Raw genomic sequence first — 19,548 nt, 5'->3', positions numbered from 1 at the left:
GGAGGCGGCGGCGATCCGCGCCGTCTTCGGGGCCCGCGCCGTGCCGGTCACCGCGCCCTTCTCCTTTTTTCTCATTCTTCTCGCGGCGGCGGGCTCGCTCGACCTGGCCGCGGCCCTGCTCTCGATCAGGGACGGCGTGCTGCCGCCGGCCGTCAACGAGCGCGCCGAGCCGGGCGACGGGCTGGACCGGGTGACGGCCGCACGCGGGCGCCCGGGCCGGGCGGGGCGCCCTCGCGCAGCGCCCGGCGCCGACGCCGGGGAGTGCGGCGTGTGGTCACGGGGTAGGGGCCGGTACCTTCGGGCCGCACAGCGAAGCGCGTTCTCGTCGGAGAGCCGGACACAGAGCGGAGTCACATCGTGAGCGTGAGGACCACCGAGGGGGCAGACCCGTTCGGGACCGCGCGGTTGCGGCGCGGGGTGCTCGACTCCTGGGAGGCGAGCCCCGCCAGGTTCCGCGAGGACGCCAACGCCGAGGAGGACCTCGCCCTCGGCGGCTACCGCGATCGCCTGGTCGTCGAGCTCGCGCAGAACGCCGCCGACGCCGCCGCACGGGCCGGCGTGCCCGGCCGGCTGCGGCTGACGCTGCGGCGCGGCGGCGACGATGGGCCTGTCCTCGTCGCCGCCAACACCGGGGCACCGCTCGACGCCGCCGGCGTCGAATCGCTGTCCACGCTGCGCGCGTCCGCGAAACGCGAGGAGGCGGACACCGCCGTCGGCAGGTTCGGCGTCGGCTTCGCAGCCGTGCTCGCCGTCAGCGACGAACCCGCCGTCGTCAGCCGCACCGGCGGCGTGCGCTGGTCGCTGACCGACGCACAGGCCCTGGCCCGGAGCAGCGCCGAGCAGAGCACCGGCCTGGCCGACGAGATCAGGCGGCGCGACGGGCACGTGCCGCTGCTGCGCCTCCCGCTGCCCGCCGAAGGCGCGGCGCCCGTCGGCTACGACACCGCCGTCATCCTGCCGCTGCGCGACGGGACCGCGCTCGACCTCGTGCGGCGGCTCCTCGCGGACATCGACGACTCGCTGCTCCTCGCGCTCACCGGCCTCGACGAGGTGGTCGTGGAGTCGGACACCGACGACACCGACGACACAGACCACACCGACGACGGCGAGCACGGCGAGCGCGTGCTGCGCCGCGTCGACGACGGACCGTTCGTGCGGATCGAGGACGGCGCGGACGTCCGCACCTGGCGGGTCGTGCGGCGGCACGGCGCGGTGGACGCGCGCCTGCTCGCCGACCGGCCCACCGAGGAGCGGCTGCGCCCGCACTGGTCGGTGACGTGGGCGGTACCCGTCGAGAACACCGCCGACGGCGACGGCAACGACGGCGCGGGCGCCCCCGCACGCCCCCGCACCGCGCCCGTCGTGCACGCGCCGACGCCCACCGACGAGCCCCTCGGCGTGCCCGCCCTGCTCATCGCGTCGTTCCCGCTCGACACCGCGCGCCGCCACCCCGCGCCGGGGCCGCTCACCGACTTCCTCGTCGCCGAGGCCGCCGGCGCCTACGCGGAGCTGCTGGCTGCCTGGGAGCCCGTCTCGACCGGCATCATCGACCTGGTGCCCGGCCCGCTGGGCAAGGGCGAGCTAGACGGGCTGCTGCGCGCGGCGATCCTCCAGCGGCTGCCGCGCGTCGCGTTCCTCGCGCCCGCCGTCCCGACCGAGGAGCTGCGCGCGCTGCGCCCGTTCGAGGCGGAGGTCGTGGAGGGCGCGGGCGCCGACACGGTGCGGGTGCTCGCCGAGGTGCTGCCGACGCTGCTGCCCGGCGGGTTCGAGCGCCGCGCCGAACTGCGCACGCTCGGCGTCGGGCGGCTGCCGCTCGGCGACGCGATCGAGCGCATCGCGGGCGCCGCCCGCACGCCCGAGTGGTGGCACCGGCTGTACGAGTCGCTCGCGGGCGTCGATCCGGACCGTCTGTCGGGGCTGCCCGTACCGCTGGCGTCCGGCCGTACGACGATCGGCCCCCGCCAGGTGCTGCTGCCGCTGCCCGGCACCGAACCGCCCGCCGACCTCGGCCGCCTCGGCCTCAAGGTCGCGCACCCGGACGCCGTGCACCCACTGCTGGAGAAGCTGGGCGCGCTGCCCGCCACGCCACGCGCTGTCCTGACGACGCCTCAGGTGCGCACGGCGGTCGCCGCGTCCCTCGACGCGGACGACGTCTGGGACGAGGACGGCGCGGCGCCGGGCGCCGAGGAGTTGGCGGAGACGGTGCTGCGGCTGGTGCGCGACGCGCGCCTCGAACCGGGCGACGAGCCCTGGCTCGGCGCGCTCGCCCTGCCCGACGAGGACGGCGAACTCGCCCCTGCCGGAGAGCTGGTGCTGCCGGGCTCCCCCTTCGCCGAGGTCATGCGCGAGGACGAACTGGCCCTCGTGGACGCCGACCTGGCCGAGCGGTGGGGCGAGCAGCCGCTCGCCGCCTGCGGCGTGCTGGCCGGCTTCGCGCTCGTACGCGCCACGGACGTCGTCCTCGACCCGGACGAACTGGAGCCGCGCAGCGGCGACTTCGCCGAGCCGGACGACGCGGGGCTGCTCGACGCGGTGGACGTGTGGTGCGAGGACGTGCTCGACCGGCTGCCCGAGTCGCCCGTGCCGCCCGTCGCGACGGAGATCGTCGCCGTCCGCGACCTCGACCTCGTCGACGACGACGCGTGGCCGCGCGCGCTCGCCATGCTGGCGCGCCCGCCGCTGCGGGACGCGCTGACCCAGCGCGTCCGCATCCTCCTGCCCGACGGCACGGTGGAGACCGTGCGGCCGTACACGGCCTGGTGGCTGCGCGACCACCCCGTGCTCGACGGCCGGCGGCCCGCGGGCCTGCGGGCCGCCGGCGGCGACCCGCTCCTCGACGGCCTGTACGACGCGGTCGACGCGACCGGCTTCGACGACGCCGAGGTGCTGCGCGCGCTCGGCGTGCGCACGACGGCGGCCGCGCTGCTCGCGGAACCGGGCGGCGCGGCCGAACTGCTCGGCCGTCTCGCCGACCCGGACCGCCCGGTGCGCGCAGCCCAACTGCACGCCCTCTACACGGCGCTGGCCGACCTCGACCCGGAACAGGTGACGCTGCCGGAGGAGTTGCGCGCGGTCGTGGACGGCGAGGTGCGTGTCGTGGATGCGACGGAGGCCGTCGTCGCGGACGTCCCCGACCTCCTGCCCCTGGCGGACGGCACCCCGCTGCTCCCGGTGTCCCCGGCGCGCTGCGCCGACCTGGCGGAGCTGTTCCAGGTGCGGCGGCTGAGCGAGTCGATCGCGGCGGCGGGCCTCGGCGAGGTCACGTCGGACGGCGACGAGCACGAGGTCCCCGACCCGGTCCGCGCCCTCCTCGGCCCGTCGGCGCCGGCCACGTACCTGGAGCACGAGGAACTCGTCGTACACGGCCCGGCGGGCGACACCGAACTCGACTGGCGCCGCACTGCGGACGGCACGCTGCACGCGGCAACCCTGGAGGGCGTCGCGGCGGGCCTCGCCTGGGCGGCGGGCCAGTGGCCGCGCCGCTTCGAGGTGGCGGCACTCCTGGAGGACCCGACCCGCACGAGTGAACTGGCCCGGGCCAGGTGGTTCGACGCGTGACCCGCGGCGGGGCCGTCGGCCACTTCGGCCCACGGCCCCGCCGCCGCCAGGCCTGCCGCGCGGCCGATCAGCCGGTGCGCGAGGGCGCGCGCGTCGGCGGCGTAGCCGTAGCGCCAAGGCTGCTTAGGGGGGCTTGATGCCCGTCGCGGCACGTCTCGATGAGAAGGCGAGGGGTATGAACATCATCGTCGATGATCTCTCCGGTCGGCAGATCGCCGAGTTCCTCGAAGAGCACGTACAGGAGATGCGGTCCATCACAGCGCTGGAGAGCAAGCATGCCCTTGATCTCGACGAACTCCGTAACCCCAAGGTCACCTTCTGGACGGCCCTGGACGGTGACGCGTTGGTGGGTTGCGGTGCGATCAAGAAGCTGGACGCGGGTCACGCAGAGCTGAAGTCGATGCGCACCTCATCGGCGTGCAAACGAAGTGGGGTCGCATCCCAGCTGCTTGAGCACATCCTCACCGAGGCCAAGCGCATGGGCCTTGCCCGGATCAGTCTGGAGACCGGATCGGCCGAGTTTTTCCGTCCGGCCAGGAAGCTGTACCAGAAGTTCGGATTCGATTACTGCGAGCCCTTCGGGGATTACCGACCCGACCCGAACAGTGTGTTTATGACGCGGCCACTCTGACAGGATGTCGCCCGCGGTCTTGACCATGGGTCGCGTGTCGCGCCGGACGACGATAGTCGGCCTGTCGGTCCGCCCAGTTGAAAAACGCCGACCAGGAGGAGCCCCTCACGGTCGAGGGAAAGCCCGCCTACGGCTACAGCCGCACCTACCCGTGCGGCGCGAAGGCCCAGGTGGGCGACTGGGCCATCGACACCGGCGTCTTCCCCCGCTACGGCGTTCAGCCGGTGGGAGCGTGGGTGACGGAGCCACGTCCGGGGATGTCGGAGGGCCAAGCCACCCGCACGACAGCCGTGCGCCACTCGTTCGTGCATGGCTCCGGAGACTTCGCGCCGATCATGGCTACTTCGATGTCATTGCCCTTGGCAGCGAAATGGACACCTTCGAAGCGCGTGCAGCGGGCCATGCCCACGGTGGCTCCGAAGGACCGGCCTGCCGCCGGTGCGGCGCCCCGGGAGCGCCAGGGCAGGCTGACGCCATCGGACGCCTGCTGGTCGGAGAGCCGCTTCACGAAGCCGCTGGGCGTGGGGAGGGGGACCGTACGGGTGCTCGGGTGCGTGGCGGCGGCGATCCCGGTGCCATGCCCGGATGGACCGTGTAGCCGCAGCCTGCGACCAGCAGGAGCGAGAGTGCTGCGGCGTAAACGCCGGCCTTGGGTGTGCTCGCGCTCGCCATGCCTTGTCGCCCCCGGCATCGTCGGCTCGGGCGTCCCCCGAGAGAACGGCGGCAACCCCTGCGTGACTCTGACGGCCCCGGGAGCACCCCGTTCCCTCCATGCTGGAGCCGGCCGAACACCTGTGGGATGGTGCTGCATGTGATCAGCCAGGATGAGGCGACAGCCCGTCAGTTCGTACTCGCGGACGGAGCGCGTCCTGCGGACGTTGTGCGTATCCACCGCGAAGCGCTTCAGGTGCTGCGTCCGGGCATCGACACAGCTCACATCGATGCCTACAGCGATGACGCCTGGCCACCGGAGGTCCTGTACTCGTACGAGCGCGCCCTGTCACTGGCTCGGGAGGAGGTCGTGCGCGGTACCCGTTCGAGGCGCTCCGATCCAGGAATGGGGATCGACATCGATGTACGAGACGACGGGCAGTTCGCAGTGCTGTCGGATCTGGCCCCCTACACCATTCACGCCGAAGGCAGGCGCGCCGGTCGGCGGGTCTTCAGCGCCAACGATTCGGGAACGGCCTTGTGGATCGAGGTCACCCGGAAACAGGAGGCCGCCCTGCTGTCCCGACTCGGTCAGCTGGGAATCGCACCCGGTGTGCTGACCGATCTGGCCTCCAGCCGCTGAGCGCTTCTCGCCTGGTGTCCTGACGGAGCAACAGAGGAGGCTGCATGTGACTCGTTCCGAGCCGTCCACGCGACGGTTACATGCCTATCTGATGGGTGCGGTTCACGAGATCCGCAAGGTCGGCCTGTTCTCCTCGGCGGTGGACTGGGACGTCGTGGACCGCGATGCGCGGCAGGTGCTGAGCACCGCCGGCTGCTACGCCGACACCCATTCCTTCCTGTTCGCGCTGCTTCAGCAGGCGGGCGGCAGACATAGCCACCTGACACCGCCCGCGTCGGCTTCCTCCCGGCAACGTGGTGACCTGATGGCCAGGAACTGGGGACCAACGACCCCCACAGGCCATCTCATCGGCGCCGCACCAGCTGCCGTGGCCTACTTGCGGATACCGATGCTGGCCGGGGGCGCCAAGCCCACTCGGCGCTATCTCGCCGACGGCACCACGGTCATGCGGCGTCTGATCGCCGCGCGACCTCGTGGATGGATCGTGGATCTGCGCGCTGACCTCGGAGGCCGTGCCTGGCCGATGATCGCCGTTGTCAGGCCGTTGTTGCCGGACGGCGTTCTCGGGCACTTTCTCCTGCCCGACGGCCGTGCCCAGGCCTGGTCCGCGCACGGCGGCCGAATCACGCTGGACGGCAGGACAATGGCTCGCAGCCGCGTGGCACGTCAGCCTGACGATCACACGCCCATCGCCGTGCTCACCTCACGTCACACCGCAAGCGCGGGGGAGGTCGTCGCCCTGACCCTTCGCGCGCAACCGCGAGCACGGATGATCGGAACCCCCACCGCCGGACTGACCACTGGCAATCTGACTCGCGTCTTGCGCGACGGGACTCGTCTCCACGTCAGCGGAGCCATGTACGCCGACCAATACCGGAACCCCATCAACGGCCCGATCTCCGTGGATCAGCATCTTGACGACGACAACCACGACGCCGCGCTGAGCGCCGCGCTGGTCTGGATGCGCCGACAGGATGCGCCGCCAAGGCGTCGTCAGTAGCACATGCCCGTCAGGGAGTACTGGCAACGAGTGGCGGGCGGGGCCGGCCGGACCGCGCGTCAGTGCGTGGAGCCGTCTCCTGACGAGGCCGGCGCGTCGGGCGCGCCTGGCTCCGGGGCGTCCGACGCGGCGGACGCCGCCGCCGCGCGCTTGATCGCCGCGTCTCGTGAGCGTACGTACCAGATGCCGAAGCAGCCCAGGCCCGCGCCCGTGAGGCAGGTCCAGATCCACCAGGCGTGGCCGTGGTCGCTGAACCAGCCGTAGAACGGCAGCTGGGCGAGGAACATCACGAACCAGATGATCGTGCCGCCGGTGACGGTGGCGACGATCGGGCCTTCGAGGGGCGCGGGTGCCTCGCGTTGCGGCGTCGCCGTGGAACCGGTCATGGTCGTCAGTCTATGCGGGCGCCCCCAGGGCCCAATGGGCGTGGGCCGTTCGTAGGAATCGCCGAGCCCGGCGCGCGGGCGGCTCCAAGCCATCCGGCCTGGTGAGACCGGTATCTACGCGCGGAGATGGTGATCTTCACGTTCTTTTGTTCATACTGAAACAGTTTCCGGTCGAGCGTTGACCTGATCTGCTCGTACGAACGTCCAAGAGAGCAGCGAGTCCGACCGAACACGCCCCGCTCTCCACCCCTGACGACGACTGAGGTCACGCATGCCCCCCTCGGCCACCGCTCCGGTCGGCACCGCAGGTCAGCCTCCCGCCCTCGGCGGACCCCGCAACGGGTTCGACCGCTACTTCAAGATCGCGGAGCGCGGCTCCTCGATCGCGCGCGAGGTCAGGGGCGGCTTCGCCACCTTCTTCGCGATGGCCTACATCATCGTGCTGAACCCGATCATCCTCGGCAGCGCGAAGGACATGTACGGGCACCACCTCAACAGCGGCCAGCTCGTGACGGCCACCGTGCTGACCGCCGCGTTCACCACGCTCCTGATGGGCGTCTTCGGCAACGTGCCCATCGCGCTCGCCGCCGGTCTCGGCGTGAACACCGTCGTCGCGCTGCAGCTCGCGCCCCGGATGAGCTGGCCCGACGCGATGGGCATGGTCGTGCTCGCGGGCCTCGTCGTGATGCTGCTGGTGGCGACCGGGCTGCGGGAGCGCGTGATGAACGCCGTGCCCGGCGGCCTGCGCAAGGGCATCGCGATCGGCATCGGCCTCTTCATCATGTTCATCGGCCTGGTCGACTCCGGGTTCGTCACCCGCATCCCGGACATCGCGGACACCACGGTCCCGCTCCAGCTCGGCGGCGACGGCCGCCTCGACGGCTGGCCGGTGCTGATCTTCGCGCTCGGCGTGCTGCTGACGCTGGCGCTGCTGGTGCGCAAGGTGCCGGGCGCGATCCTGATCTCGATCGTCGCGATGACGGTCCTCGCCATGATCATCAACTTCGTCGCCAAGGTGCCGTCGTGGGGCCTGACCGTGCCGAAGTGGCCCGGCAACCCCGTCTCGTCCCCCGACTTCGGCCTAGTCGGCCATATCAGCCTCTTCGGGGGCTTCCACAAGGTCGGGATACTGACCGGCGTGCTGTTCGTGTTCACCGTGCTGCTGTCGTCGTTCTTCGACGCGATGGGGACGGTGCTCGGCGTCGGCGACAAGGCCGGTCTGACCGATGAGAAGGGCCGGATCCCCGGCATCAACAAGATCCTCTTCATCGACGGCATCGGCGTCGCGGCCGGCGGCGCCAGCTCCTCGTCCGCGGGCACCTGCTTCGTGGAGTCGACGGCCGGCGTCGGCGAGGGCGCGCGCACGGGCCTCGCGTCCGTCGTCACGGGCCTGCTGTTCGTCGCGTCGCTCTTCCTGACGCCGCTGGCCACCATGGTGCCCTCGCAGGCGGCGACGCCCGCGCTGGTCGCGGTGGGCTTCATGATCCTCGCCGGGGCCATCAAGGACATCGACTGGAGCGACTGGTCGATCGCCATCCCCGCCTTCCTGGCGATGGTGATGATGCCGTTCACGTACTCGATCACCAACGGCATCGGCATGGGCTTCATCTCCTTCACCGTGCTGCGGCTGGTGCTGGGACGGCCGAAGGAGGTGCCGGTGCCGATGTACGTGGTGTCGGCGGTCTTCGTCTTCTACTACCTGATGCCCGCCTTCGGGCTCACCTGACGGGAGCGGGGCGGCGGTGGCGGTGGCCGTGGTGGTGGCGGTGACCGTGGCGGGCGGCGCCTCCGCATGCCACGGCCCGCCCGCCTGTTCGGCTCGTCAGCCCGCCGACGACCGGTAGAACTTCTCCGTCTCGTCGACCGCGGCCTTGAAGCGTTCGTCGAAGTCGTCACGCACGAGCGTTCTCACGACGTAGTCCTGCACACTCATCCCCCGTCTTTCCGCGTGATGCCTGATCCGGTCGAGCAGCTCACCGTCGATCCGCAGGCTGAGCACTGTCGATCCCATGCCGACAAGGGTCAGGGCCCGGTACGGACCTGCGGGTCACTTTCCGGAACAGCGTCACTCGTACGAGTGAAATGTGTGCGCGAGGACACTCGCGATCCGGTGCGTGGTAGTACTACTTAGCTTGAGTAATGAGTTATTCTAAATACATGCCTGTCCTGTCCCACGGCGCCGAGGACGACGCCGCTGTGAACTCCCTCCGCTCCGCTGTCATGCGGCTGGGGCGCCGACTCAAGCACCAGCGCGTGGACGAGTCGCTCACCCCGACCGAGATGTCGGTGCTCGGGACGCTGCGCCGATGCGGCTCGGCCACGCCCGGCGAGCTGGCGCGCAAGGAGCACGTCCAGCCGCCGTCGATGACCAGAATCGTGGCGCTGCTTGAGGCGAAGGGGCTGGTCAGGCTGGATCCGCACCCCGAGGACCGTCGGCAGAAGGTGATCAGCCGGACCGAGCAGGCCGAGGCGATGCTCGAGGAGAGCCGCCGCAAGCGGAACGTCTGGCTGGCGTCTCTCGCCGAGGGTCTTGACGAGGACGAGTGGGCGAAGCTGCGCGCGGCCGCCCCCGTCCTCGAGAAGCTCGCCGATCTGTGAGCGAATCCGTGAGCACGCGCGCCACCTGTGCCACTTGCGTCACCTGTGCCACCAGTGCCACCCGAGAACGCCGCTGTGACGGCGTCACCGCACCATCGCGTCACCGCTGAGGAGGCGAACGCACTTTGAGTACGGGATCCGGAGCAGACTCCGCCCCCGCACCGAACTCCGCCGACGACAACGACCCCGATCACAAGAACACGCCCGCTCCCGCCGCCGGGGACACCGACGCAACGAACACCGACGCCGGGAGCGTCGAGAAGACCGCGGAGGCCCTCGCCTCCGCAGGGCCCGGCGCGCCCGCCGCCCCGGCCCCGGCAGCCGCCCCCGCCGAGAGGGCGAAGGACGCCGGCAAGCCCGCGAAGAGCGCCAACGGCTCGGGCAGCGCCCTGCCGGACGCGGCCGCGACCGGCAGCATGTTCTCGTCCCTGAAGATCCGCAACTACCGGTTGTTCGCGACGGGCGCCGTCGTCTCCAACATCGGTACCTGGATGTCCCGGGTCACCCAGGACTGGCTGGTCCTCAGCCTCACCCACTCATCGGCCGCCGTCGGCATCACGACGGCCCTCCAGTTCCTGCCGATGCTGCTGTTCGGCCTGTACGGCGGCGTGATCGTCGACCGCTACCCCAAGCGCAGGTTGCTGCTCGTCACCCAGGGCTCCATGGGCTTCTTCGGCGTCGTCCTGGCCGCGCTGACGCTCTCCGGCCATGTGCAGGTCTGGCACGTCTACCTCATCGCGTTCTTCGTCGGCGTCGTGACGGTCGTGGACAACCCCACGCGCCAGTCCTTCGTCTCCGAGATGGTCGGGCCGAAGCAGGTGCGCAACGCGGTCAGTCTGAACTCGGCCAACTTCCAGACCGCGCGCCTCGTGGGGCCCGCCGTCGCCGGTGTGCTGATCACGTCGATCGGCAGCGGCTACGCCTTCCTCTTCAACGGCCTCTCCTTCATCGCACCCCTCGTGGGCCTCACCCTGATGCGCCCCGGCGAGCTGCAGAAGGGGCACACCGTCAAGCGCGGCAAGGGCCAGCTCAGAGAGGGCCTGCGCTACGTCAAGGGCCGTCCCGAGCTGATCGCGCCGATCGTGCTCGTCGGCTTCGTCGGCACGTTCGGATTCAACTTCCCGATCTGGCTGACGGCCTTCGCCAACACCGTCTTCCACGGCGGCGCGGGCATGTACTCGCTGTTCAACATCCTCATCGCGGCGGGCTCGCTCATCGGCGCGCTCCTCGCGGCGCGCAGGCGCTCGACGCGGCTGCGCCTGCTGATCTTCGCGGCGGCCTCCTTCGGCCTGCTGGAGGTGCTCGTCTCGTTCTCGCCGTTCGTCTGGCTGTTCTGCCTGGTCCTCGTGCCGGTCGGGATGATGGGCATGACGAACAACATCAGCGCCAACACCACCGTGCAGATGGCCGCCGAGCCCGCGATGCGCGGCCGTGTGATGAGCCTCTACATGATGGTGTTCGTCGGCGGCACCCCGATCGGCGGCCCGCTGCTCGGCTGGGTGACGGACACGTTCGGCGCGCGCGTCGGCTTCGCTTCGGGTGGCGCGGTCACGCTGATCGCGGCGCTGGCGATCGGGTTCGTGCTGGTACGGGTGATAGGGGTGCGGCCGAAGATGGGCCTGCGCAACGGCATGCCGTACGTGGAGCTCGTGCCGCGCCCCGGCAGCCGCGCGGAGGGCGAGCTGGCCTCAGCGGCCTGACGGGGCGGCCGCGCGGCCCCGCCCGGCGCGCGGCCGCAGGCTCACACGCGGCTCCGCGCTCACACGCCGCACCCTCGCGGCCTCTGCTTGGGTGGAGGGCGTGAGACTCTTCGTGGCCGTGCTGCCGCCCGACGACGCCGTGGCGGTCCTGGCGCGCGCCGTCGCGCCGCTGCGTGAGCTGCCGGGCGCCGGCGGCCTGCGATGGACGGGGCGCGCCTCCTGGCACTTCACGCTCGCCTTCCTCGGGGAGGTCGACGGCGGCGTGCTCCCCGCGCTCGACGAACGGCTGGCGCGCGCGGCCCGGCGCTGCGAGCCGTTCCCGCTGCGGATCAGCGGCGGCGGCCGGTTCGGCGCCACGACCCTGTGGGCGGGCGCGGCGGGTGGCATCCCCGAGCTGCGGCGGCTGGCCGAGCGCGCGTCGGCCGCGGCCCGCCGCGCCGGGGCAGGGGCAGGGGCAGGGACAGGGGACGAGACGGCGGGCGGCCACCGCGCCTTCCACCCGCACCTGACGCTCGCACGGGCACGCGGCGGCCGCGGGGGAGCGGACCTGCGGCCGTACGTGGCGGCTCTGGAGCCCGTCGAGAGCACGACCTGGCAGGTGGGCGAGGTGTGCCTCGTCCGCAGCCACCTGCCGGACGGCCGGACGCCGGGCGAAGGACCCCGGTACGAGACCCTCGGCCGGTGGCCGCTCGGGCGGGGCCGTTAATCTCGAAGCGTGGACCCGAATACCCGGAACCGGATCATGGCCGGTGTGCTGCTGCTGCTCTTCGCGATCGTCGCGGTGACGGCCGCGCTGCACTGAGGCCGAGGCCGAAAGCGGCCACCGGGAGCGAAACGCGCCCCCCGCTCGTTGGACGGGGTGAAGGCCTTTTCGCAGGCGATGTGACAGATGGGGCGGGACGGCAGACCACCAGGCTGCCGCCCCGCCCCATCGCGTCACGCGTGATCGCGTCAGGCGTGGAACGCCGTGCGCACTACCAGGCGAACGCCTCGGGCGACGGGCCGGGCCCGGGGAAGATCTCGTCCAGGCTCTCCAGGACCTCGGCCGAGAGCTCGAGGTCCACGGCGCGCAGCCCGGACTCCAGCTGCTCCATGGTGCGCGGGCCGACGATCGGTCCTGTGACCCCGGGACGGGTCAGCAGCCACGCGAGCGCCGCCTCGCCCGGCTCGATGCCGTGCTTGCCGAGCAGGTCCTCGTACGCCTGCACCTTCTCGCGCAGGGCGGGCGAGTCCTTGAGGCGGCTCAGGGAGCGGCCGCCCTCGCCGCCGCGCTCGCGCTCCTTGCGGAGCACGCCGCCGAGCAGTCCGCTCTGCAGCGGCGACCACGGGATCACGCCGAGGCCGTACTCGCGCGCGGCCGGGATGACCTCCATCTCGGCGCGGCGCTCGATCAGGTTGTACAGGCACTGCTCGCTGACGAGCCCGACCTTGCCGCGCTGCCTGGCGGCCTCGTTGGCCTGCGCGATCTTGTAGCCGGGGAAGTTGGACGAGCCCGCGTAGAGGATCTTGCCCTGCTGGATCAGGACCTCGATGGCCTGCCAGATCTCCTCGAACGGTGTGTTCCGGTCCACGTGGTGGAACTGGTAGATGTCGATGTAGTCGGTCTGGAGCCGCTTGAGGCTCGCCTCGACCGCCCGGCGGATGTTGACGGCCGACAGCTTGTGGTGGTTCGGCCAGGGCGTGCCGTTCCCCGCCATGTTGCCGTTGACCTTGGTCGCGAGGACGACCTTGTCGCGCCGGTCGCCGCCCTTCGCGAACCAGGTGCCGATGATCTCCTCGGTGCGGCCCTTGTTCTCGCCCCAGCCGTAGACGTTGGCCGTGTCGAAATAGTTCACGCCCGCGTCCAGGGCGGCGTCCATGATCGTGTGGCTGTCGGCCTCGTTGGTGAGGGGGCCGAAGTTCATGGTCCCGAGGACGATGCGGCTGACCTCGAGGCCCGTGCGTCCGAGCTGCGTGTACTTCATGGTTCCAGCCAACGCGTTGGAGCGGACTCAAGGCAAGAGCGCGTTCGCCCGTGTGCCGGGGCGCCGGGTCGCCGTAGGCTGCGAGGGGCGGTGCCGTACGGGCACGGGAGAGCGGGGTCGTGATGGACGAGCGCCACCAGCGCGATGAGCGCCACGAGCGCGACGAGCGCGACGAGCGCGGCAACACGGCGGACGGCGGCCACGCGGACGACGCCGGCGGCGAGCCCGCCTGCATGCTGGAGCTCGTCTGCCCGGAGTGCGGCCAGGTCAGGGGCGACGCGGGCGCGCAGCGGCCCTGCGAGGAGTGCGGGGCGGGAACACCGTCCGCGCCAAGCCGGGGCGCGGCGCGTAAGCAGTAGTAGACGGCGGAAGAGGGAAGAGGGGGACGGGCGTGGCGGATGCGGTGCTGGTCGCGGGCGGACGGGAGCGGGCGCTGCGCCGCCTGGTGGGGGACCTCGCGGGGTGGTGGGGCCGACGGCCCGCCGTGCGTACCGCGGACGTCACGGTGGCGCACTCGTCGGCGCTGCGCACGACGGTGTTCCTGGTCGTCGGGGGCGAGTTGTTCACCGAGGGCCTGATGGACGTCTCGATGCTGCCGCCGGCCTGGCAGCCGTACCACTTCGTGTGGATGGCGCTGGTCGTCGACGCGTGCGTGGCCTTCACCGCGCTCACCAAACGCAACCCGCACCGCGTGACGCCGTCGGGTGAACTCATCGTGCGCGCCGGGCTGTTCGACGAGATCACACTGCCGCTGACCGCCGTCGCGTCCGTGGGCCGCGAGTGGGTGACCGCGCCGGGGCGCGGCATACGCCCGGTGCCGGGCCGTGACGGTTCCGTGGTGTGCACGGTGGCGGGCACGGCGGACCTGGTGGTGGAGCTGGCGGAACCGGCCGAGCTGCGCAGGGCCGACGGCTCCTCGCTGACCGTGCGGCGCCTGCACCTGTCGGCGGACAGGCCGGCGGACGCGCACCGCGCGCTCGCGGCGGCCGTACGGGACGCGTGACGGGAGCTACGCGCTGTCGGCGCCCGCCAGCAGTCCGACCGGGGGCAGGCCGGCCGGGGCCGGGACCGCGGCCCGGGCCGGGGCCGTGGCCCGAGCGCCGTGCAGGGCGTGGGCGAAGGCGGCGGCCAGCTTGCGTTCGCCCGAGGGCGAGGGGTGCGTGCCGTCGTACGTGTCGCGGCCTATGTCGTACGAGACGGGCGGCGCGGTCGGGGGCGCCGCGAGGAGCAACGGCGAGTCGGGGGAGCTGAGTTCGCCGAGCGTGGCGGCAAGCAGACCGTTGAAGCGCTCGACCTCGGCCGCGAACGAGGCGTCCGTCTCCGCCCGTACATTGGGGACGACGGGCAGCACCACGGCCCGTATCCGCGCGTCGGCGGCCCGCGCCTCGTCGACGAACCGCCGCACGTTCCCGATGGTCTGCGCACTGTTCGTGTAGAAGCCAAGGTCGATCAGGCCGAGGGAGACGAGCAGGACGTCCGGCCGGTGGTCGCGCACGGCGGCGCGCACACGGCCCGCCATGTGGAGCCAGCCCTCGCCCCACGCGGCGAGGTGCGGCGCGTTGCCACCAACGGAACCCGCCTGCGCGATCCCCGTCGCCTCGTACTGCCCCGTCCAGGGGCCGACCACCTCGGCGGCCGAATCGGCGGCTACCTCGGCCGCCACCTCGGCGGGCCTCTCGCCGCCCGCGACGCAGCTGCGGCAGTGGAGCAGGTGCCGTGCCATCCAGTGCCGCCAGGTGAGGTCGCGGGTGCGGCCGACGGTCATGGAGTCGCCGACGAACATGAAGCGCATCGGATCATCATCCCCGTGCGCCTCACGGCGCCGTGACCGGGGATGGCAGGCTGTGCGCATGCGCCTCCGCCGCCTGCCGCACCCGCCGCGCCCTTCGCGCCCGCCGTCCCGGCTCCGCCGCGCGGCCGCGGCCCTCGCCCTCGCGGTGGCCGCCGCCCTGACGGCCGCCTCCACGGTCGTACTGGCCCCGGCGGCACCGGCGTTCGCGGTCGGCGGCGCCGCCGACCAGAGCTTCACGATCAAGGACCCGCGCATCACGGAGTCCAGCGGACTCGCCGCGAGCCACATCCACCCCGGCATCTACTGGACGCACAACGACAGCGGCGACGGCCCGTACGTCTACGCCGTCGATTCGAGGACGGGCGAGACCGTGGCCCGGATCACCATGCGCGGCGTCGGCACCCCGCGCGACGTCGAGGCGATCTCCGTCGGCCCCGACGACGACGTGTACGTGGGCGACATCGGCGACAACCTGGGCGGCTCCTGGGACCACGTGTGGATCTACCGTTTCCACGAGCCGAAACACCTCGGCGACCAGACGGTGGACGCCACGCAGTTCACGGTGAAGTACGCGGACGGCCCGAGGAACGCCGAGTCGCTGATGGTCGACCCCAACACCGGACGCGTGTACATCGCGTCGAAGAACGAGGACGGCGGCGGGCTGTACGAGGGCCCCGCCCACCTCACCTCGTCCGGCACGAACATCTTCCGGCGGATCGGCGACGTCCCGTGGGTCACGGACGGAGCGTTCTCGCCCGACGGGAAGCAGCTGGTACTGCGCTCGTACCTCGGGGCCTACGGGTACCAGTGGCAACACGGGCGCCTCGGCGCGAAGTTCTCTGTGGACGCGCCGCTCCAGGGGCAGTCGGAGTCGGTGACGTACACGAGGGACGGCAAGGCCCTCATGTTCGGCTACGAGGGCAAGGACAGCCGCGTGCAGCGTGTGGACCTCAAGGGGACGGACACGGCGTCGAAGGGCGGGAGCCTCACGAGTCCTGGGCGCACGGAGAACCGCACGGCGTCCGGCTCCGGCGGCATGTCGTCCAAGGGGAACGCGGTCGTGGGCGCGGCCGTGGTGCTCGTCGTGCTGCTGCTGTTCTTCGGCTTCAAGCGGCGGCGGCGCTCGTCGCGACGTAAGCACAGGTAGTACCGGACGTGGCGGGAACGCCGAGGGCCCGGCACCGCCGACGGTGAATCGCCGGTGCCGGGCCCTCGGGCGGCTCGCGCCGTGGGTCAGAGGCGCTCGACGACGTAGTCGATGCACGCGGTCAGCGCCTCGACGTCCGCCGGGTCGACGGCCGGGAACATCGCGACGCGCAGCTGGTTGCGGCCGAGCTTGCGGTACGGCTCGGTGTCCACGATCCCGTTGGCGCGCAGCGCCTTGGCGATGGCGGAGGCGTCGATGTCGTCGGAGAAGTCGATGGTGCCGACGACCGCAGAGCGCTTCGCCGGGTCGGTGACGAACGGCGTCGCGTGCTTGGACGCCTCGGCCCAGCCGTAGAGGTTGCGGGCGGAGGTGGCGGTGCGACGGGTGGACCAGTCGAGGCCGCCCTGGCCGTTGATCCACTTCAGCTGCTCGTTCAGCAGGAAGAGGGTCGCGAGCGCGGGGGTGTTGTACGTCTGGTTCTTCAGCGAGTTGTCGATCGCCGTCGGCAGCGAGAAGAACTCCGGCACGTGGCGGCCGGAGCCGTGCACGCGTGCGGCGCGCTCCAGCGCGGCGGGCGAGAAGACGCCGACCCACAGGCCGCCGTCGGACGCGAACGACTTCTGCGGCGCGAAGTAGTAGACGTCGGTCTGCGTGATGTCCACCGGCAGGCCGCCGGCGCCGGACGTGGCGTCCACGAGGACGAGCGAGCCGTCGTCGCCGCCCGGCACGCGCTTGATCGGCGCGGCGACGCCCGTGGACGTCTCGTTGTGGGTCAGCGCGTAGACGTCCACGCCCTGCTCGGCCGTGGGCTCGGGGTGCGTACCCGGGTCGGCGGAGACGACGGTGGGCTCGGCCAGCCAGGGCGCGAGCTTGGCCGCCTTGGCGAACTTGGACGAGAACTCGCCGAACGTGAGGTGCTGCGACTTGTTCTCGATGAGCCCGTGGGTCGCGACGTCCCAGAAGGCTGTGGAGCCGCCGTTGCCGAGGATGACCTCGTACCCGTCGGGCAGCGAGAAGAGGCTCCTGACGCCGTCGCGCACCTCACCGACGAGGTTCTTGACGGGGGCCTGGCGGTGGGACGTGCCGAGGAGGGACGTGCCGGTGGCGGCCAGTGCGTCGACCGCTTCCGTGCGCACCTTGGAGGGGCCCGAGCCGAATCGGCCGTCGGCGGGCTTGATGTCAGCGGGAATCTGAATGTCGGCCACGAGCGGAGCGTAGTCCTTCGGGCGCAGGGGGGTAGATCGTGTCCGTCGGATGAGATGCGGGCGGGACGGGTGCGGGGCCCCCGGAGCGGCGCGGACGGCCGGTACGGTGACGCTGTGGCCTGCCACGGACATCACCCGACCGTGTAAGCGGCAGCGGCTCGCTCCGGTGGCGCTCCCGGTGGCGCTCCCGGGGGTGCATACGGGGGTCCTGCGGGCTTGCCTGTGGGCAGTACATTGGACTTCTCGTTCAACGCAATGTACTGCGCTGGTACGTCGTCTGTACGTCGTCGGAGGTTTTCGGTGGATGCGTCGTCGGCCGCTGCGGCCGGGCCCGCAGCGGCAGTCTCGGCAGCGGCCGGTCCCGCCGTGGAGCCCGCCGGCCCGCGCGGCGGACGAGGCGGCGGGCACCGGCAGTCGTACGGCGCGCTCGGACTCGTGGTCTCCGGGTGCGTGTCCGTCCAGTTCGGCGCCGCGCTCGCGGTGTCCCTCATGGGCAGGACGGGCGTGCTCGGCATCGTCGCCCTGCGACTCGTACTCGCGGCGCTCGTGCTGCTCGCGGTGTGCCGCCCGTCCCTGCGCGGGCACTCGCGCGCCGACTGGACGACCGTGCTGGTCTTCGGCGCCGTGCTGGCCGCGATGAACGGCTGCTTCTACGAGGCCGTCGACCGCATCCCGCTCGGCGCCGGCGTGACCCTGGAGGTGCTCGGCCCGCTGGCCCTCTCCGTGATCGCGTCGCGGCGGCTCGTCAACGTGGTGTGGGCCGTCTGCGCGCTCGCCGGCGTTGTTCTGCTCAGCGGGGTCGCGGGCGGCGGCATCGGGCCGCTCGACCCCGTCGGGATCGCCTTCGGGCTCGCCGCCGCGGTCATGTGGGGCACGTACATCGTCTTCAGCGCGCGCACCGGCCGCCGCTTCCCGCAGGCCGACGGGCTCGCCCTCGCGATGGCGTTCGGCGCGGTGCTCGCGCTGCCGTTCGGCATCGTCGACAGCGGCTCCGCGATGCTGTCGCCCACGACGGTCGGGCTGGCGTTCGGCGTCGCCGTGATGTCGTCCGTCCTCCCGTACACCTTCGAACTGCTGGCGCTGCGGCGGCTGCCCGCCGCCACGTTCTCCGTCCTGATGAGCCTCGAACCCGCCATCGCGGCGACCGCCGGCTTCCTCGTCCTCCACCAGGCGGTCTCCCTGGTGGACGCCGTCGCCATCGCGCTCGTGATCGGCGCGAGCGTCGGCGCGATCCGCACGCAGTTCAAGACCCTGGGGAACTGAGCGGCGGCCGAGCGCGGCGGCGCGCCCGTTCCAACCCCTCTGAGAACGCGGCCGGGAGGGCATACATTGTGCGTCTCCCGGCCCCGTCCCCCAGGGCTCGGAGCCCGGAGCCGACCGGGGAAGCCGGCCGGGGCAGCCGACGAGAGGGAAGGAAGATCACGTGGCGGGACATTCGACAGCACGGGGCACGGGCGCCGGGCCGGCGGATCCCGGCGGGCCTGCCGTCACCTCCGCACACGAGCGCGGCATCACGACGCTGACCCTCGACTCGCCCGCGAACCGCAACGCGCTGTCGGCGCGCCTGGTGAGGGAGCTGGCCGACGCGCTCTCCCGGTGCGCCCAGGACCCGGCCGTACGCGCCGTGGTGCTGACGCACGCGGGGACGACGTTCAGCGCGGGCGCGGACCTCAAGAACCCGGCGAACCCGTACACGTTCGTCGCGCTCATGCGGCAACTCGTCGAGCTGCCGAAGCCGGTGGTGGCGCGGGTCAGCGGCCATGTGCGCGCGGGCGGCATCGGGCTTGTCGGGGCGTGCGACATGGCGGTCGCCGACCGAGGATCCGACTTCGCGTTCACGGAGGTCCGTATCGGCGTCGCGCCCGCGATGATCTCGATGCCGCTGCTGCCGCGGATCGATCCGCGCGCCGCGTCCCGCTACTACCTGACGGGGGAGCGCTTCGACGCGGCCGCGGCGCAGGCCGCGGGCCTGCTCACCGCGGTGGGCGACGACGTCGACGAGGCGCTCGCGCCCCTCGTCGACGGCCTGCGCCGCGCGTCGCCCCGCGGGCTCGCCGAGGCGAAGAAGCTCCTCACGGCGGAGGTGCTCGAACACTTCGACCGGCATGCGGAGGACCTGGTGCAGCGGTCGGCGTCGTACTTCACGACGGCGGAGGCGCGGGAGGGGATCGCGGCGTTCATGGAACGCCGCGACCCGGCGTGGGTGCGGTAACGGCATGCCCGCCGCGGGCCCCGGGGCGCCCGCCCCACGCGCCGCGCCCGGCCCGGCCCCG

At 72.1% G+C, this 19,548-nt stretch carries 18 protein-coding genes and 1 pseudogene; 14 read left to right on the top strand and 5 right to left on the bottom strand.

Features of this window, described 5'->3' with window-relative positions; genetic code table 11:
- The 5 genes and pseudogenes from JFN87_RS24570 to JFN87_RS33845 form a co-directional block, all read left to right on the top strand.
- Positions 1–361, top strand: a pseudogene (locus JFN87_RS24570) (hypothetical protein); the annotation flags it as partial.
- Positions 358–3,558 (top strand): sacsin N-terminal ATP-binding-like domain-containing protein, encoded by a 3,201-nt coding sequence (locus JFN87_RS24565; RefSeq protein ID WP_209343259.1) that lies wholly within the window; start codon positions 358–360, stop codon positions 3,556–3,558. The pseudogene JFN87_RS24570 and the gene JFN87_RS24565, both read left to right, overlap by 4 nt.
- A 175-nt stretch (positions 3,559–3,733) precedes the next feature.
- A complete protein-coding gene (locus JFN87_RS24560; protein ID WP_209343258.1) occupies positions 3,734–4,189 on the top strand; it encodes a GNAT family N-acetyltransferase in 456 nt (151 codons plus the stop codon).
- Positions 4,190–4,988: 799 nt separating this feature from the next.
- Positions 4,989–5,483, top strand: coding sequence for a hypothetical protein (locus JFN87_RS24555; protein WP_209343256.1), 495 nt, complete (start codon positions 4,989–4,991; stop codon positions 5,481–5,483).
- Positions 5,484–5,529: 46 nt separating this feature from the next.
- Positions 5,530–6,483: a S41 family peptidase gene (locus JFN87_RS33845; RefSeq protein ID WP_209343253.1), complete on the top strand. Its 954-nt coding sequence runs from the start codon at positions 5,530–5,532 to the stop codon at positions 6,481–6,483.
- A 59-nt stretch (positions 6,484–6,542) separates the two neighbouring features.
- Here the strand turns inward: JFN87_RS33845 and JFN87_RS24545 are convergent, their stop codons facing one another.
- A complete protein-coding gene (locus JFN87_RS24545) occupies positions 6,543–6,869 on the bottom strand; it encodes a DUF2530 domain-containing protein (protein ID WP_209343251.1) in 327 nt (108 codons plus the stop codon).
- Between the two features lie 271 nt (positions 6,870–7,140).
- Between JFN87_RS24545 and JFN87_RS24540 the strand changes: the two genes are divergently transcribed.
- Positions 7,141–8,595 carry an NCS2 family permease gene (locus tag JFN87_RS24540; protein ID WP_209343250.1) on the top strand — a complete coding sequence of 485 codons (1,455 nt, stop codon included), beginning with the start codon at positions 7,141–7,143 and terminating at the stop codon, positions 8,593–8,595.
- Between the two features lie 96 nt (positions 8,596–8,691).
- Here the strand turns inward: JFN87_RS24540 and JFN87_RS24535 are convergent, their stop codons facing one another.
- Positions 8,692–8,880 carry a ribbon-helix-helix protein, CopG family gene (locus JFN87_RS24535; protein WP_209343248.1) on the bottom strand — a complete coding sequence of 63 codons (189 nt, stop codon included), beginning with the start codon at positions 8,878–8,880 and terminating at the stop codon, positions 8,692–8,694.
- Between the two features lie 146 nt (positions 8,881–9,026).
- Here JFN87_RS24535 and JFN87_RS24530 point away from each other — a divergent pair, with 146 nt between their 5' ends.
- The 3 genes from JFN87_RS24530 to thpR all read left to right on the top strand — a co-directional run bounded on the left by JFN87_RS24530 (position 9,027) and on the right by thpR (position 11,873).
- The gene (locus JFN87_RS24530) at positions 9,027–9,467 is read left to right on the top strand and encodes a MarR family winged helix-turn-helix transcriptional regulator (RefSeq protein ID WP_030898185.1); all 441 of its coding nucleotides are present in this window, start codon (positions 9,027–9,029) and stop codon (positions 9,465–9,467) included.
- 125 nt (positions 9,468–9,592) lie between these two features.
- On the top strand, positions 9,593–11,167 hold the full coding sequence (locus tag JFN87_RS24525) for an MFS transporter (protein WP_372449281.1): 1,575 nt from the start codon (positions 9,593–9,595) through the stop codon (positions 11,165–11,167).
- 100 nt (positions 11,168–11,267) lie between these two features.
- Positions 11,268–11,873: an RNA 2',3'-cyclic phosphodiesterase gene (gene thpR, locus JFN87_RS24520; RefSeq protein ID WP_209343247.1), complete on the top strand. Its 606-nt coding sequence runs from the start codon at positions 11,268–11,270 to the stop codon at positions 11,871–11,873.
- A 268-nt stretch (positions 11,874–12,141) separates the two neighbouring features.
- Here thpR and JFN87_RS24515 read toward each other — a convergent pair whose 3' ends face one another.
- The gene (locus JFN87_RS24515) at positions 12,142–13,131 is read right to left on the bottom strand and encodes an aldo/keto reductase (protein ID WP_209343246.1); all 990 of its coding nucleotides are present in this window, start codon (positions 13,129–13,131) and stop codon (positions 12,142–12,144) included.
- A 119-nt stretch (positions 13,132–13,250) separates the two neighbouring features.
- Between JFN87_RS24515 and JFN87_RS24510 the strand changes: the two genes are divergently transcribed.
- Positions 13,251–13,490, top strand: a complete 240-nt coding sequence (locus JFN87_RS24510; protein WP_209343245.1) for a hypothetical protein — start codon at positions 13,251–13,253, stop codon at positions 13,488–13,490.
- A 32-nt stretch (positions 13,491–13,522) separates the two neighbouring features.
- Positions 13,523–14,134, top strand: coding sequence for a hypothetical protein (locus JFN87_RS24505; protein ID WP_209343244.1), 612 nt, complete (start codon positions 13,523–13,525; stop codon positions 14,132–14,134).
- Positions 14,135–14,140: 6 nt separating this feature from the next.
- Here JFN87_RS24505 and JFN87_RS24500 read toward each other — a convergent pair whose 3' ends face one another.
- The gene (locus tag JFN87_RS24500) at positions 14,141–14,923 is read right to left on the bottom strand and encodes a GDSL-type esterase/lipase family protein (protein WP_209343243.1); all 783 of its coding nucleotides are present in this window, start codon (positions 14,921–14,923) and stop codon (positions 14,141–14,143) included.
- Between the two features lie 58 nt (positions 14,924–14,981).
- Between JFN87_RS24500 and JFN87_RS24495 the strand changes: the two genes are divergently transcribed.
- Positions 14,982–16,070: a WD40 repeat domain-containing protein gene (locus JFN87_RS24495; RefSeq protein WP_245181048.1), complete on the top strand. Its 1,089-nt coding sequence runs from the start codon at positions 14,982–14,984 to the stop codon at positions 16,068–16,070.
- A gap of 86 nt (positions 16,071–16,156) precedes the next feature.
- Here JFN87_RS24495 and serC read toward each other — a convergent pair whose 3' ends face one another.
- Positions 16,157–17,275, bottom strand: a complete 1,119-nt coding sequence (gene serC, locus JFN87_RS24490; protein WP_209343242.1) for a phosphoserine transaminase — start codon at positions 17,273–17,275, stop codon at positions 16,157–16,159.
- A gap of 255 nt (positions 17,276–17,530) precedes the next feature.
- On the opposite strand from serC, the gene JFN87_RS24485 reads away from it, so the two are divergent.
- Together JFN87_RS24485 and JFN87_RS24480 are read left to right on the top strand one after the other, a co-directional pair.
- On the top strand, positions 17,531–18,538 hold the full coding sequence (locus JFN87_RS24485) for an EamA family transporter (protein WP_209343241.1): 1,008 nt from the start codon (positions 17,531–17,533) through the stop codon (positions 18,536–18,538).
- Positions 18,539–18,698: 160 nt separating this feature from the next.
- Positions 18,699–19,487, top strand: a complete 789-nt coding sequence (locus JFN87_RS24480; protein ID WP_209343239.1) for an enoyl-CoA hydratase family protein — start codon at positions 18,699–18,701, stop codon at positions 19,485–19,487.
- Positions 19,488–19,548: the final 61 nt, after the last annotated feature.

The sequence above is a fragment of the Streptomyces montanisoli genome (genome assembly GCF_017813245.1).
GTDB classification, from domain to species: Bacteria; Actinomycetota; Actinomycetes; order Streptomycetales; family Streptomycetaceae; genus Streptomyces; species Streptomyces montanisoli.
Note: the sequence above shows the minus strand (reverse complement) of the source record. Positions and strands in the feature narration are given on the sequence as shown.

Coding starts and splice junctions, on each gene's coding strand:
- JFN87_RS24485 (WP_209343241.1), top strand. CDS start 17,531: ATGTACTGCGCTGGTACGTCGTCTGTACGTCGTCGGAGGTTTTCGGTG.
- JFN87_RS24540 (WP_209343250.1), top strand. CDS start 7,141: ATGCCCCCCTCGGCCACCGCTCCGGTCGGCACCGCAGGTCAGCCTCCC.
- JFN87_RS24495 (WP_245181048.1), top strand. CDS start 14,982: ATGCGCCTCCGCCGCCTGCCGCACCCGCCGCGCCCTTCGCGCCCGCCG.
- JFN87_RS24530 (WP_030898185.1), top strand. CDS start 9,027: ATGCCTGTCCTGTCCCACGGCGCCGAGGACGACGCCGCTGTGAACTCC.
- JFN87_RS24500 (WP_209343243.1), bottom strand. CDS start 14,923: ATGCGCTTCATGTTCGTCGGCGACTCCATGACCGTCGGCCGCACCCGC.
- JFN87_RS24535 (WP_209343248.1), bottom strand. CDS start 8,880: ATGGGATCGACAGTGCTCAGCCTGCGGATCGACGGTGAGCTGCTCGAC.
- JFN87_RS24515 (WP_209343246.1), bottom strand. CDS start 13,131: ATGAAGTACACGCAGCTCGGACGCACGGGCCTCGAGGTCAGCCGCATC.
- JFN87_RS24545 (WP_209343251.1), bottom strand. CDS start 6,869: ATGACCGGTTCCACGGCGACGCCGCAACGCGAGGCACCCGCGCCCCTC.
- JFN87_RS24555 (WP_209343256.1), top strand. CDS start 4,989: ATGGTGCTGCATGTGATCAGCCAGGATGAGGCGACAGCCCGTCAGTTC.
- JFN87_RS24560 (WP_209343258.1), top strand. CDS start 3,734: ATGAACATCATCGTCGATGATCTCTCCGGTCGGCAGATCGCCGAGTTC.